At 68.4% G+C, this 13,396-nt stretch carries 15 protein-coding genes; 7 read left to right on the forward strand and 8 right to left on the reverse strand.

All coding sequences use genetic code 11. The features are described 5' to 3' along the window. Positions 1–21: 21 nt before the first annotated feature. The 4 genes from ACFWP5_RS20220 to ACFWP5_RS20235 all read right to left on the reverse strand — a co-directional run bounded on the left by ACFWP5_RS20220 (position 22) and on the right by ACFWP5_RS20235 (position 4,546). The gene (locus ACFWP5_RS20220; RefSeq protein ID WP_384157990.1) at positions 22–1,161 is read right to left on the reverse strand and encodes an HTTM domain-containing protein; all 1,140 of its coding nucleotides are present in this window, start codon (positions 1,159–1,161) and stop codon (positions 22–24) included. Continuing rightward, positions 1,151–1,930 (reverse strand): DUF5819 family protein, encoded by a 780-nt coding sequence (locus tag ACFWP5_RS20225; RefSeq protein ID WP_384157993.1) that lies wholly within the window; start codon positions 1,928–1,930, stop codon positions 1,151–1,153. Before ACFWP5_RS20225 ends, ACFWP5_RS20220 begins: the two co-directional genes overlap by 11 nt. Before the next feature lie 92 nt (positions 1,931–2,022). Then, positions 2,023–3,243: an ice-binding family protein gene (locus tag ACFWP5_RS20230; protein ID WP_384157996.1), complete on the reverse strand. Its 1,221-nt coding sequence runs from the start codon at positions 3,241–3,243 to the stop codon at positions 2,023–2,025. A gap of 1,036 nt (positions 3,244–4,279) precedes the next feature. After that, positions 4,280–4,546 carry a transposase family protein gene (locus tag ACFWP5_RS20235; RefSeq protein ID WP_384158035.1) on the reverse strand — a complete coding sequence of 89 codons (267 nt, stop codon included), beginning with the start codon at positions 4,544–4,546 and terminating at the stop codon, positions 4,280–4,282. A 280-nt stretch (positions 4,547–4,826) separates the two neighbouring features. On the opposite strand from ACFWP5_RS20235, the gene ACFWP5_RS20240 reads away from it, so the two are divergent. Next, complete coding sequence (locus ACFWP5_RS20240; RefSeq protein ID WP_384157999.1) at positions 4,827–5,093, forward strand: hypothetical protein; 267 nt, start codon at positions 4,827–4,829, stop codon at positions 5,091–5,093. Between the two features lie 23 nt (positions 5,094–5,116). On the opposite strand, the gene ACFWP5_RS20245 is transcribed toward ACFWP5_RS20240, so the two are convergent. The 3 genes from ACFWP5_RS20245 to ACFWP5_RS20255 form a co-directional block, all read right to left on the reverse strand. Further along, the gene (locus tag ACFWP5_RS20245; protein ID WP_384158002.1) at positions 5,117–5,650 is read right to left on the reverse strand and encodes a hypothetical protein; all 534 of its coding nucleotides are present in this window, start codon (positions 5,648–5,650) and stop codon (positions 5,117–5,119) included. A gap of 466 nt (positions 5,651–6,116) precedes the next feature. Beyond that, the gene (locus ACFWP5_RS20250) at positions 6,117–6,437 is read right to left on the reverse strand and encodes a hypothetical protein (protein WP_384158005.1); all 321 of its coding nucleotides are present in this window, start codon (positions 6,435–6,437) and stop codon (positions 6,117–6,119) included. 182 nt (positions 6,438–6,619) lie between these two features. After that, positions 6,620–7,012, reverse strand: a complete 393-nt coding sequence (locus ACFWP5_RS20255) for an STAS domain-containing protein (RefSeq protein WP_384158008.1) — start codon at positions 7,010–7,012, stop codon at positions 6,620–6,622. A 212-nt stretch (positions 7,013–7,224) separates the two neighbouring features. On the opposite strand from ACFWP5_RS20255, the gene ACFWP5_RS20260 reads away from it, so the two are divergent. The 4 genes from ACFWP5_RS20260 (at position 7,225) to ACFWP5_RS20275 (ending at position 10,078) form a co-directional block, all read left to right on the forward strand. Further along, positions 7,225–8,322 (forward strand): zinc-dependent alcohol dehydrogenase family protein, encoded by a 1,098-nt coding sequence (locus tag ACFWP5_RS20260; protein WP_384158011.1) that lies wholly within the window; start codon positions 7,225–7,227, stop codon positions 8,320–8,322. Continuing rightward, the gene (locus ACFWP5_RS20265; RefSeq protein ID WP_384158014.1) at positions 8,315–9,064 is read left to right on the forward strand and encodes a helix-turn-helix domain-containing protein; all 750 of its coding nucleotides are present in this window, start codon (positions 8,315–8,317) and stop codon (positions 9,062–9,064) included. Before ACFWP5_RS20260 ends, ACFWP5_RS20265 begins: the two co-directional genes overlap by 8 nt. 49 nt (positions 9,065–9,113) lie before the next feature. Next, positions 9,114–9,560, forward strand: a complete 447-nt coding sequence (locus ACFWP5_RS20270) for a pyridoxamine 5'-phosphate oxidase family protein (protein ID WP_384158017.1) — start codon at positions 9,114–9,116, stop codon at positions 9,558–9,560. 368 nt (positions 9,561–9,928) lie between these two features. Further along, positions 9,929–10,078, forward strand: a complete 150-nt coding sequence (locus tag ACFWP5_RS20275; protein WP_384158020.1) for a hypothetical protein — start codon at positions 9,929–9,931, stop codon at positions 10,076–10,078. A gap of 143 nt (positions 10,079–10,221) precedes the next feature. Here the strand turns inward: ACFWP5_RS20275 and ACFWP5_RS20280 are convergent, their stop codons facing one another. Continuing rightward, positions 10,222–11,034 carry a hypothetical protein gene (locus ACFWP5_RS20280; RefSeq protein WP_384158023.1) on the reverse strand — a complete coding sequence of 271 codons (813 nt, stop codon included), beginning with the start codon at positions 11,032–11,034 and terminating at the stop codon, positions 10,222–10,224. Positions 11,035–11,666: 632 nt separating this feature from the next. Here ACFWP5_RS20280 and ACFWP5_RS20285 point away from each other — a divergent pair. Together ACFWP5_RS20285 and ACFWP5_RS20290 are read left to right on the forward strand one after the other, a co-directional pair. Beyond that, positions 11,667–12,500 (forward strand): universal stress protein, encoded by an 834-nt coding sequence (locus ACFWP5_RS20285; RefSeq protein WP_384158026.1) that lies wholly within the window; start codon positions 11,667–11,669, stop codon positions 12,498–12,500. Between the two features lie 136 nt (positions 12,501–12,636). Then, positions 12,637–13,257 carry a hypothetical protein gene (locus tag ACFWP5_RS20290; RefSeq protein WP_384158029.1) on the forward strand — a complete coding sequence of 207 codons (621 nt, stop codon included), beginning with the start codon at positions 12,637–12,639 and terminating at the stop codon, positions 13,255–13,257. Positions 13,258–13,396 lie beyond the last annotated feature (139 nt).

Below are 13,396 nucleotides of genomic sequence, written 5' to 3' on the forward strand. Positions count from 1 at the left end.
CGCGCTCACAGAACGGGCCCCTCACTGGCTCGACGGTGTCGGCTGCGGCGGTACGAGTGCCTCCCCTCCACCGGCCGAAGCCCCCGCCTCCCCGACATGCGCCCATCGGCCAACGGGCCGCAAGAGCTGGCCCAGCGACCGGTAGAAGCGGTCCGGTAGGAACGCGGCGTCCGCGATGATCATCGCGCCGGAGAAGAGCGGCAGGCCCATGAGGACGGCGATGCCCAGGTGCATGCCCAACAGCATGGTCAGGACCGGGTATTTGAGCCGTCCGAACAGGACGAACGGGAAGGCGACCTGTACCAGCACGGTCAGGTAGCAGGCGATGGCGATCAGCACGTCGTGCTCGTCCGCCAGGAGGGAGAGTTCGGGCCAGGGCCGGAACAGGTCGAGGTTCAGGACGTAGTGGAGGGCGGTGCCGTTGCCCCAGGAGCCGCCCTGCACCTTGTAGAGGCCCGCGGATCCGTAGAGGAAACAGACCTGGGCCGCGATGACGAACATGCCGCAGTTGTGGAGTACTGCCGTCAAGGTCCGGCGGGACATGGCCAGTTGATGCCGGAACTCGCCTGCTCCTGAGTCTGTCGAGCCGCTTTCCCCCTTCCTCGCGGAGGCTCGGCGACGGGTTCTGCGCGCGTCCAGGGACCAGCGTCGGCCGCATGCGGTGAGGACGAGGTAGAGGGCCATCAGGAGGATGAGGTTGTCTCCTCCGTCGGTCATGAAGATCGCCCTGGCGTGGAACGACGCCACCACGACCGCGAACAGCACGGACACCACCCGGGTCCGCCAGCCCAGCAAGAACAGCGCGGACGTGACGAGGGCCAGCGCGTAGCAGGTCTCGAAGTACGGCCGGCTGTCGGAAAGGGTGAGGATGCTCAACCACCCTGTCTGGTCAAACAGTTGCCTTGCCAGCTCGGGCGTCCACGGTGACCCGGGCCCCCAGATCTCGTCGCGGTACGAAAACTCACGCAGCAGGAAGACGAGGTAGAGGAATCCGTAGCCGATGCGCAGAACGGCCGCGGCGTAGAGGGAAATCGGCTGCTCGGTCAGGACGGTGAGAAACGCACCGATCCGCTCCGGTCCGCGGCGCGGCGGGCCGGCGTCCGACCCGTCGGGGATACGTGGGGTACGTCGGTGCGGAGCGAGTGCCTGCTCAGTTTCCATGGGAGGCCACCTTCCACCAGGGCAGATACCGCGTTTCGACAGACTTCGGCGCGGCAGCGGTCGAACCGGGGCCGGGCCCGTCGGCCGGCGCGGCGATGGGCACAGTGATCACCCGCAGCTGGACGGACTCGAAAGTGCCGCCTCGGTGGTCGGTGATGCGGTCCGCCGCGATGTCGGTCAGGTACTTCTGCATCATCAGCGCCCGCTCCGAGCGGGGCCGGTCGTCGCCACCATGGGTTTCGAGGTACGAACTCCAGGCCCGCCGCAGCATGTTCTGCGCGGTGTGGCTCGGGAAGACGTCATGCCTCACCGCCGAGTTGTCGACGCCGCTCAGATCGACCCAGCTGCTCACGTGCACCCTGCCGTCCGGGGCGGTGTGCATGGTCCTTGCCGAGATCTGCCGGTTGACCGACTCCGGATCCGGTGCGAAGAGGCGCCAGTTCTGCTCGAACAGGGGGAAGACCCATGCGTTGACCTGCCGGCTGTACTGCCGGGAGAGGGGATTCGGGGGCGCCACGTGCAGAAACACGAGGAGAACGTGGACCAGGGCCGTCGCCAGACACAAGGCCACGGCGGCGTTCGTCCCCACCTTCAGCAGGATGGGCGGAGGCCCCGAAGGCCCTTGGCGGGGAAGGGTTGTCCCGCCCCGGTCTGTCTGCCCCGCCTGCCCTGTCGGCTCGGCGCCGATCCGGTCCGGTTCGTCGACGTCCACCGTTTCGATGCCGTCCGGCACGGCCCCACCCGGCCTTTCCATCTTGGCTTCTCTCACTGTCTCTCCTGAGATTTCGCCAACGGCGCGGGGCGGGATCGACAACGATCCGTCGCGCGCCGCTCGTCCTGCTCGCTCAAGGGGAGCTGGAGCTAGGCAGATTTCTTGTGGTGACCTTCGTGATCGCTGCCATAGCCCTCGGGCTTGTCGGGCTTGCCTTCATGCCCGCCGTAACCGCCGTGCTCTTCGGGCTTTCCGCCGTGGTCGTGGCCGTTGGGCTTCCCGCCATGGTCATGGCCGCCGGGCTTGTGGCCGTGATCGTGATGGCCGTTTCCACCGGTCGAGCCGCCCGTCGCACCACCGTTCGTACCGGCCGTGGTGCCGCTTGTGGTGGCCCCCGTGGTACCGCTTGTGGTGGCGCCCGCGATGAGACCGCCCACCGCGCCGGTGGTTCCACCCGACGTCAGGACACCGCCGAGAAGACCGCCGGTTCCGCCACCCGTCGGCACGCCGCCGATGACGCCGACCGTGGTGCTTCCCGTCGTGCCCGCTGTGGCGCCGCCCGACGTGGCACCGGCGACAACGCCACCCGTGATCAGACCACCGGTGGTTCCGCCGGCGGCACACGTACCGCGGTTGATCGTGTTGTTGTCCAGTGTCACGGCGCCGGTACGGGCCAGCGCCCGGCCGGCGATGGTCGTTCCCGTCGTGACGGTGATCGACTCCTGGGCCATGATGGTGCCCACGAACGTGGAGTTGGTGCCGAGGGTGGCCGAACTGCCGATCTGCCAGTACACGTTGCACGGCGAGGCGCCGTTGACGAGCGACACGTTGCTGCCGGATGCCGTCGTCAGGGTCGAACCGATCTGGAAGACCCATACGGCATTGGGGTCACCGTGCGCGTCGAGCGTGAGCGTGCCGGTGATGCCTGCGGAGATGGGTGCTTTGTAGACGCCCGGATCCAGCGTCCTGCCACCGAGCTCCACGGGGTCGGGAGCAGTGGGGTAGGTGACGTCCGGCGCCTGACCGGCGGCATTGTTGTATCCCGTGACCAGGTCGCTCTTGGCCTGGAGGGCCACCGCGTCCGCAGAGTGCTGGGCTCCGATCACGGTGCCGGGCGGGAATCCGGTGATGGCCGTTCCCGGCGACACACCGAGATCACCGGTGATCGACGAGGGCCCGGTGTTGGTGACTTGTGAACCGGCCAGTACGGCGAAGCTGGTCGCCGTACCGAGAGGTACGGGTGTGGCAACGGCACTTGCACGTGTCGGCGTCATCGCGAGTACCACAGCGGCGATCACCACGGCTGTCAGCGCCGCGAACCAGACCGACATGGTGCGCCGTAGCGGCGCTTCAGGGATATTCAGCGTCATCGAGGGGCCAACTCCTTTGAGCGGGTGGTTTTGGCGGTTCCCGGTCGCACAGAATCGCCTGTACCTGGCGCTGGCATATTACTGAGGAGTGTGCCAATCGATGATTTCTGCGAGGGGTACCGCGTAATGCGTAGAAATGCTTAATGGGCCGGGTGGTTGCAAAACCATAATTTCTCGCCAGGTGTGACGACATGGCACGGCCGGCGGAACAGAAGGCCATCGCAAGAAGATCACGCACGCGCGCCTCGGAAGGCGGCCGCCCTCGCGCGCATAACCCAGGGGGGAGAGCTTCATGATCTTGGGGTCCGCGACCAGAATCTGGCCACTGCCTGCAGTTATCTGACCGTTGAAGGCGTGATCACGCTAGACGTGTCGCAGGCGATGCACCCGGCACGATCACGCGGGCACACTACGGAATTCGGTGCTTGGCAGTCGAAGAAAAGAGTGCGATCCATGCACCACTCGGGATACGGCTGAGCTGAATTTGCGCAGTAATATTGACTGCGGGTAGGTTCACTCTCCCGTGCAACCGCCCGGAAGAGTGGCTCCGGCGTGTTTGTGCCCGGGAGATGTCGACGCTCGGCCGTGGAGGCCTCCAGATCGGAAAGCGCTACGAGGCGAGCGGAGCAATGCTCAGCGAGAGACCATAATTCATGCAGCCAGCGCCCGCGAGTGGCGTAACGACAGCGTCGTCGACCCAACCGGGTTCCACTCCGTGCCCAGGAGTCGATACGGCGCCGTTCCAGCCGATAACGTGCGACGGCCCCGGTGCCGAACGCCATACCGGCGAAGGCGAGCGAGGCGGTCAAGCCCAGGAAGGCGGATTCGAGAGTCGCTTCGGTCGGGCTCGGCGGTTCGGTGGTGAGATTGCCCCTGCGGCGTCCAGCCAGACCGTGATCTCGGATCCGGCTTGCTGCCCCGTCTCCACCAATGAAGATCCACCAACTTCGAACCTGCAGGTCGTTGGGGCTGGTGTGAGTCAGTGATCTTGTGCTCGTGCTGGTCGTGGGCGATTGCCTTCTCTCAAGATCGTCTGTCAGGGGGTGACTTTGGTGCGGGTCAGCACGAGCAGTGCCCGCAGCAGCGTGGCCGCGTAACGGGGCGACAACCGCAGCTTGGCGAGGATGCGCCAGTTCTTCAGGTGGGCGAAGGCATGTTCGCAGTCCGCGCGGACGGACGCGATCAGCTTGTTGGCCTGCTTCTTCGCTGACGTGAGGGGTTTGGTGCGGGCGGCCTTGTAGCCGGTGATGACCACCGAGTCGTTCACATCGTCGTCCAGGCCGACGAATCCGAGGTCACCGATGACGCCGCGACCACGATCGCCGCTGCTGCCCTATCGGTTGCCTGGATGGGCTGAGTCACCCCCGGCCAGATCGGGCGACGATCGCGTCCCCGCGTTCCCGGGTTGGTCAGTGTTCTATGCCCAACGCCCGGTCCTGGTTCGGCGGTGGTGGCCCGTCATGACCCACCACCGCGGTTATCCGACAAGTACATGGCCCCGATCGGGGGAGGCATACTCACCCCATGCGGTTGCATCCGTAAGCGCTGGCGTACCACCGGCGTACTGGATACGTTGCGACGGCATGGACCGCACATCTACCGCGACAGGGCGCCTCCTGCACCACCGGCCGGATGCCGAGCTCGCCGACGCGCACGAGATGAACCCGCCGATCTACGCCGCCCTGGTGGCCGAGTGGTGGGTGAGGGGGCGCATAGTGCCTGGCTGGCACGACGCCCAGTGGGCCACCTTGGCCGCCCCGCCCACGACCGGGACGCCTGACGGCATGGAGTCCGGAATCGGCACTGCGTGCTGGGAGCGCGTGACCATCGCGCCGGCCGGCGCAGGCTGAGCAGTCCTCAGCGGCGCAGGCCGTCAGCCCGGCCGGCGCAGGTGATGCGTACGGGCTCGGGCCTCGGTGGCTGATGTTTGCGCGCCGGGGCCGTGGGGTGAGGCCGGGTTGAGCAGGGTGGCGAGTATCCCGGCGGCTTGTTGGAGTGCTACTTCCACGGCGGCGGGGGTATGGAGGGTGCCGCTGCCGTCCGGCGGCACCAGCCAGCGCAGAACGCCGGTGGCCCGCTGAGGCGACGGGACGGCGATCCAAGCGCCATGGCTCGCGTAGCGAACACCATCGCCGACCCAGCGAGTGCGCGGATCCGGCGGCAGGAAGAACCCCAGCCGGTGGGAGGCGAAGTCGGCGAGGGTGGGACCGGGTTCGTGGCGCGGGGAGCGCAGCAGCACGTCGAGGGCGAACAGGCCCAGCTCCTCCGGCACGCTCAGCACGTCCCAGAACCGGCCGGCAGCCAGTACTGCGGTGCCGGTATCCGAGTGCCATTCCCGCTTGCAGGCGCGGGGGTCGATCGCGGCGGCGGCGAGCCATTCCACTGCTTGCTGGGCGTGTTTTCTCAACGGCTCTCCTCTGTGGGGGGCGGCGTGCGGGGGGAGCGGGACCTTTGACAGAGCGCAAGATTGTGCGAATTTCCGGTGGTGTGACCGGATTCGCGGCTCTCATGGTGGTGCATATTTCTACGTGGCGGAAGGGGTGGCGCGCCATGGCGCTTTGCTGGCGCAGCCGACTGCCGGGCGCCGACGCGCACCGACTTCCTGGAGAGGCAAGCCCGTTGACGAAGTCCACGGTCCGAAGGTGGCTCACCCGTCTCCGCACGTGGAGGCGCCGTCGTGCCCGGTGTCGATGGCACGCTGGGTGCGACCCGCTGGCGTCGTTGGTCAAGGAGGCGCAGCGCCTCGACTACGGAGCAGGCCGGTTTGGCCGGTTAGATGACGACGATGGTTGGCCGTGAGCGCATCCGTACTCACCGACATGTCGGACGATCTTGAGCCTCGACAACTGCCCGTGACCAGCACGAGCACACGATCAACGACTCACACCAGCTCTGTGACCAGCAACTCCAAGATGGTGGATCTTCAATGTGCTGCCCGTACGACGGGTGCCGTCAGCGGTCGTCAAGCGGATCTCCGCCTGGATTTGGTTGCCGGCCCCGCCGACCGTCGAGGTGGGGGACGGGGTGTCCGTGAGGAGGACAGCCCGAACCGAGTGTCGCTCGGCGCGCTGCGTCGCGAACACCTCGTCGGAGGCGTGCGACGTCACCAGGCCAGCGAGTGCGCGACCCACTGCGACGACCGCCCACACGACGAGGACGATCCAGGCTTCGACGATGTCGTCGTGTCGGAGCAACGGGTTGCTCCGCAGCCGCCACAGCCGCTTCTTCACATGCCTGCCGTTGCTCAGAGATCCGCATCTCCTCGTCGTGGTCACCACCACGAAGGTGTCAGTCGGGAACGCGGCGTGGCATGGGCGGCCGAACAGGCTTTGCAGGGTGCCACGTCGGCACCGCGTCCCGGGCCCTGATGGGCCGTTCAGCCAGCTGTGGCGCAGACGTCGTCGGGCTCGGGCGTGGAGGCCAGGGCGTGCGACAGCCGCGTATGGATCTCGAAGACGCCGCCGAGAACGGCGTGGCGCAGGATCCGCAGGAAGCCCGTGTTGCTCGTGACGAGCCGGAGCCGTCCGCCCCGGGCCACGATCCGGTTCTGCGCCCGGCACAGCACACTCAGCCCGGCACAGTCGATGAACGACAGGGAGCGCAGGTCCAGTACGAGATCGGGGCGTGGGTCGGCGGTCAGCGTGTCCAGACGTGCCGACAGCGGCTGTGCCGTGAGGAGGTCGATCTCGCCGCGCAGCGTGACGACGGTCGTCCCGGCGATCACACGTTCCGAGGAGTGCAGGGTGGCGGTGGTGTGGATCTCGGTCATGGTGCGAGCCAACCGGCCAGGCGGTCCCGCAGGGAAGGGCCGATCGGACCCGTCCAACTGTTCGACCTGGGCCGTTCGGTCCAGCTCGCAGCCACCCGGTCGCAACGACCCCGTCCGGCCGGTCGATGAGGGCCGACCGGCCCAAGCGAGGACCGACGGACCCGGACACGCTGGACACGCGGGGGCAGCTGACCGAGTGCGGAAGGAACGTCATGAAGGGCTTCGTCTTTCACGGCCCGGGACAGTCCTCCTGGGACAACGTCCCGGATCCCGGCATCAAGGACGCCACTGACGTGATCGTGCGCGTCGACGCCGTCACCATCTGCGGAACGGATCTGCACATCCTCAAGGGCGACGTGCCCGAGGTGCGCCCTGGCACCCTCCTCGGCCACGAGGCGGTCGGCGAGGTCGTGGAAGCCGGTTCTGACGTACGTACCGTACGGCCCGGGGACCGGGTCCTGGTCTCGTGCATCACCGCCTGCGGGCGCTGTGCCTACTGCCGCAAGGCCATGTACGGCCAGTGCCGCGGAGGCGGAGGCTGGATCCTCGGCCACCTCATCGACGGCACCCAGGCCGAGTACGTCCGCGTCCCGCAGGCCGACCTCTCCGTCCACCCACTGCCCGGCACACTGGACGCCAAGGACGCAGTCCTGCTGGCCGACATCTTCCCCACCGGGTACGAGGTGGGCGTGCTCAACGGACAGGTGCGCCCCGGAGACACCGTCGCCGTCGTCGGAGCCGGTCCGGTCGGACTCGCGGCCATCGCCACCGCCCGGCTGTTCTCGCCCGAGCGGGTCGTCGCCGTGGACCTGGCCGCCTCCCGACTGGACGCGGCGAAGAGGTTCGGCGCCGACGCCGTCGTGGACGCCACCGAAACCCCCGAGCAGTTGATCGCCGACCTCACCGACGGGAGGGGTGCCGACGTCGTCATCGAGGCGGTCGGCGTACCGGAGACCTTCGAACTGTGCACCCGCATGGTGCGCCCCGGCGGCCACATCGCCAACGTCGGCGTGCACGGCAAGCCCGCGACCCTGCACCTCGAAGACCTGTGGATCAAGAACGTGACCATCACCACCGGCCTGGTCGACACCCACTCCACTCCCACCCTGCTGCGCATGGCGGCGGCCGGCCGGCTGCCCACCAGCGCGCTGGTCACCCACACCTTTCCGCTGGAGCACATGGAGGAGGCGTACGACGTCTTCGCCAAGGCGGCCGACACCGGCGCCCTCAAGGTGGTGCTCGGCGGGACCCGGCACGAGGAAGTCGCTGTCCAGGCGGCAGGACGAAAGGACGTGACGAGCTATGCCTGACCCGTTCCCGATGAGCGTGACAGAAGGCTCACCCTTGGGGGATCTCGGACGCCGGATCGCCGTACGGCGCACGGCGCTGGACCTCTCCCGGGAGGAGACGGCCGACCGGGCGGGCATGGCGGCCAGCTACCTCCAGTACCTGGAGGAGTTTCCCGGTGCCGCTCCGGGCCGGAGCGTTCTCCTCAGGCTCGCCGAGGTCCTGCACACGACCGTGACGGACCTCGCCGGAGGCGCCGGCGACCAGACGCCCGGACCGGGCCGGGCAGGTTCCGACCCCGAGTTCACCGAGCTGACCGTCCAGGAGTGCCGCGCGCTGCTGTCGACGCATGGAGTGGGCAGGATCGCGGTGCCGACCGCCTCGGGGCCCGTCGTCGTACCCGTCAACTACGGCGTGATCGACGGTGCGATCGTCTACAGGACCGCTCCAGGTACGACGCCGTCCCGGGCGGCGGGCTGCCAGGTGACCTTCGAGATCGACCGTATCGACGACGCGTTCGGCGAAGGGTGGAGCGTGCTGGCGCTCGGTCGGGCGCGGACCGTGACCGACGCGGACGACGTGCGGCGTCTGACGGAACACGCGTTCAGCACGCCGTGGGCCGGCGGCCCACGCGAGGAGTGGGTCCGTATCGACGCACTGAGCCTCACCGGGCGTCGGATCGCCACGCGACAGGGGACATTCTCCGAAGCGAGCGGGACTGATGGCTCTTCACCCGCCGACCCTGCCGGGCGAAACATGGAGTGACACCCACAGGCCCGCAGACCCGCGCTCTGGGCGAGAGACGGACTGGCTGATGTATTCCAACGACGGATTCCGCGAACTGGAACGACACGAGTGCCTGCGTCGGCTGGGTCAGGCGCTCGTCGGCCGCATCGTGCACACCCGCCAGGCCCTGCCCGCCGTACTGCCCGTGAACTTCTCTCTGGACCACGACGGGGCGGTGCTGCTGTGCACCTCCGCGGCCTCCGAACTGGTGCGCGCGATCGACGGCGCGGTGGTCGCCTTCGAGGCGGACGAGATCGACGCCGTCGCGCACTCCGGCTGGAGCGTCGTCGTCACCGGGTCGGCCACCGTGGTGACCGACCCGGCCGAGCACACACGCCTGACCCGAACCGGCCCGTCCTCCTGGGTGCCCTCGCCCCAGGAGGTCTTCGTCCGCGTCGAGCCCGAACTGGTGACGGGACGTGAACTCGTCGGCGGGCGCTCGATGTACGGGGTGGATCTCACCGGCGCGACCTGATGACCGGGGCCTGTTCCTACGGGGCCCTCCGGCTGAGGGCCGGTGCGCAGGTGGTTCCGGTGCGAAGAAGACCGCTGCCGACCCCCAGATAGCCGCGAGCGCTTTGGCTGGCGGTGGAGCAGTGGCATCAGCACTTCCCGCCTTCCGGGCTCACGCAGTCACGGCTGCGGTGGCAGGGGGATGGTGCGCGGGTACCGGAGTGGGGGCGTGCGGACGTCCGGTGGGGTGCGGGGCGTAGTGTCCGCCCCGGACTTCGCAGCGACTTGCAGGGCCGTGTCGAGATCGCCTCGGGCCAGTGTGGTCACCGGGCACTGCTGGCATTCACCCGACCGTGCGTGACCTGCCAGGCCGGACTCAAGAGAGCGGACATGGTTGAAGGCCTCCAGGCCCCCGTCCGCGCGGATCGCGTACCAGTTGCCGAGGCGATCCGGCTCGCTGAACCCTGCGGCCACGCCTGGTTCCGTCGGCAGGAGGACATGACTGTCGTGGACGCGCACGAGGAAGATCTGGTCCAGTAGTCACAGGCGTCGGGCTGCGGGTCGTTCTCGCGCAGCCACACCTGGGCTTCACCACTGGTGCCCGGCCCCCACAAGGGGGCCGTGGGGTAGACCGTCGTCGCATGGAGCGAGTCGAACTCCAGCAGGTTGGGATCGTCGTATCCCTATGACCAGTGCACGGCCCGTACCAGCACGTACGTCCAGCCCACATCCTTTGCTGCGGCGCTGATGGCCAGGTTCTCGGCCAGGCCGGCCACGCACTCGTCTCCCGCGCTGGTCCAGCTGACGAACATGACCTCGCGGGTGATCGGCTGCGGGTAGAGGCGCCCGCCCGGGGTCGGGCACCCCCAGAGCTGATTGATGATCTCTGCCAGCGTCGACAGCGCCATGAGCGCTTCGCCCGGGCCCACCAGGTGGAAGGACCCGTGCGCTACCTCGTTGCGCATCTTCTGGAGAAAGGTCTCCACGCGCCGACTGCGCCCGCCGCGTAGCAGACCCTCGCGGCGTGCCCAGGAAATCAGCCCGTCGAGCATCCCGTTGAAGCCGGTCCAGCGGCCGGCCATCTGGATCCTGGGCCCAGTGAGCTTCAGGTCTCGCATCTGGCGGAAGAAGTCGCCATAGCCGGTCGCGGAGATCCGGTACTCGTGCCTCTCCCTGTCCTGGACGGCGACAGTGCCTTTGTGGAAGGCCATGAAGCGGTCGCGCAGCGCCTGTTCGAAGGCCAGCCGGGCATCGTCGCTCACCATCGTGAAGAGTTCGTAATTCAGTACGCCGTGGACGAATACCGTGCGCATCCGATCGAACTGCTGTCGGGTCAGGTCGCCGACCTCGGGAGCGAGGACCAGCCTGGAGACCAGACTTTGGTGGTGCGCGACCGCGTCGTCCGGCGAGGCCGGGTTGAGCGTCCCTCCCGGCGTGCAGTGCAGCGACCGGGGGTCGACGGCTTGAAGGTCCTGAAGCGTGAGGTTGCGGTCCATGAAGGCCACCGTCCGGAGAGTTGGCGAACCTTGCAGATGACCGACTGCCCGCGGCACGGCAACATCCTTTTCCGCAGGGCACGTGACAACTGCACGGCCGCCCTCGTGCGGGCCTGGCTTGCCGCGATGGCGGTCATCACGGCGGCGGTATCGCGGTCCGTCTGCTCAACACCGAGCAGTGCGGGCGGAGCCAAATCTGACCGACACCGAATCCCACCCGCCCTGCTGGCTTCAGGACTTGCCCACCGCCGGAGTCAGGCACCCTCCAAAGCCATGGTGGCGACGCTGCGCCACGGGGCGGATCGGTAGAGCCACTGCGCGACCGCGGCGCGCCACGCGCGCCAATAGGCAGAGCCGTGGCAATGGCTCGACGCTTCCGAGCGTGCGGCGATGTTCGATATGGGCCGTTTCCCTGCATCCAGTCAGCGCTGACAGACGTGAGTCCGTGACAGGACGACGCCTGGACCGTACGGCCCCACGAGAAGGGGCCATACGTCGTGTCGGCAGGTTCCCGTGGCCCCTGACCCGGTCCGTCCGCGCAGGACGAGCATCGCCAGCGGAGCCGTTGTGCGCATGGGCGGCCCTTCCCGCCGAACGGCGTGAGCACGCAACAGTCAGAAGGGAAACGGGACATGACTCTCCATCATGTGGTCGTCGGAGTGGACGGTTCGCTGATCTCCGTCCGGGCACTGGACTGGGCCGCGGACGAAGCCTCGCGCCGAGGCGTCGAACTGGTCGTCGTGTACGCCGTGCCCGACAGCGACGAGGCCGGACCGGTACTGGCGTCCGCGGTCACGCGTGTCGGCGCACGTCACCCCGAGCTGCCGGTGGTGACCAGGGACGCCGTCGGCGGTCCGGTGCGCACGCTCGTGCGCGAGAGCGAGGGCGCGGATCTCACCGTCGTGGGGACCCGGGGCATGGGCGGCGTCGCCGGCCTGCTGTTCGGCTCGGTGAGCCTGCGGCTGGCCGCGCAGGTGCACAGCCCGTTGCTCGTTGTCCGCGGCGATCACCCGTGCGACGACGGACGGCCCGTGCTGCTCGGCCTGGATGGCGACAACGACGAGGACACAGCGCTCTACGCCTTCCAGGAGGCCGAGCGGCGTGGTGTCCCACTGCGCGTCCTGCACTCCTGGACCCAACGGTACGTCACCCCCGAACTGCCCCCGCTGGTCCCGGCGGCGAGCCCCGGCCAGGAGCAACTCGCCCGGCAGGGAAGGGCGGAGAACTCCGTTCCGCGCTTCGCCCTGGCCCGGCTGAGCGACCGGCACCCCGGTGTCCAGGTCGAGAGCCGCACAGTCCGCACCGGCCCGGCGCACGCCGTGCTGGAGGCCACGCGCGAGTGTGCCGTCGTGGTCGTCGGCGCGCACGGCCGCACACACCGGTTCGGCCCGCGGCTGGGTCCGGTGGCGGACACCCTGCTGCACCGCTCCCACTGCCCTGTCGCGGTGGTGCCCACCGCCAAGTGACCCGGCAGACAGGGCCGTTCGGGCCCTCGACCGGGGACCTGCAGCCCCTGCGCTGCCACCGCCCGCAGCGAGACATTGAGGGCGCAACGAGAGTCGTCGAATCCAAAGCATCGTTCCCTCGAAAGGGATGAGCATCATGGCAGTCCAGAACCACCCCCAACACCAGTCGCGATTCCACTTCCCGTCCCTCCAGGGGACCGGAACGGCACAGGCCGCCACCGACACAACGGCGGCGACCACTGCGACGCGTGTCTATGCTTTCGCGTCGCTGCGTCTGTTGACCGGGTTCGTTTTCTTGTGGGCGTTCCTGGACAAGACGTTCGGGTTCGGTTACGCGACTGCGTCCGGTAAGGGCTGGATCGACGGTGGTTCGCCGACGAAGGGTTTTCTGAGTTCGGTGGCGGCGGGTCCGCTGGAGTCGACGTTCCATGACTGGGCCGGTGCCGGTTGGGTGAACTGGCTGTTCATGCTGGGTCTGCTGGGTGTCGGTGTCGCGCTGGTTGCCGGTGTTGCGTTGCGGCTGGCTGCGGTGGCGGGTACGGCGCTGATGGCGCTGATGTGGATCGCTGAGTGGCCGCCTGCGAAGCAGCTGTCGGACGGCACGGTGAGCATGTCGTCGAACCCGTTCGCCGACTACCACCTCATCTATGCCGTCGTTCTGATCGCCCTCGCGGCGGCGGGCGTCGGCGCCACCTGGGGTCTCGGCAAGGTCTGGGCCACGCTGCCCATCGTCCGTGACCACAACTGGCTGAAGTAACAGCCGGATGCCCGTCGCGACCGGGGTACCACCGTCAACTGGCGGTGGTGACCCGGGGGGTGGGGTGTCGGGGGGGTGGCCACCGGGCCGAAGCCGGGCCACCCCCCCGCGCCCCAGTTTGCCCGCCCCCGCGGGGGCC

Source organism: Streptomyces sp. NPDC058469, from assembly GCF_042721125.1.
Taxonomy (GTDB): Bacteria; Actinomycetota; Actinomycetes; order Streptomycetales; family Streptomycetaceae; genus Streptomyces.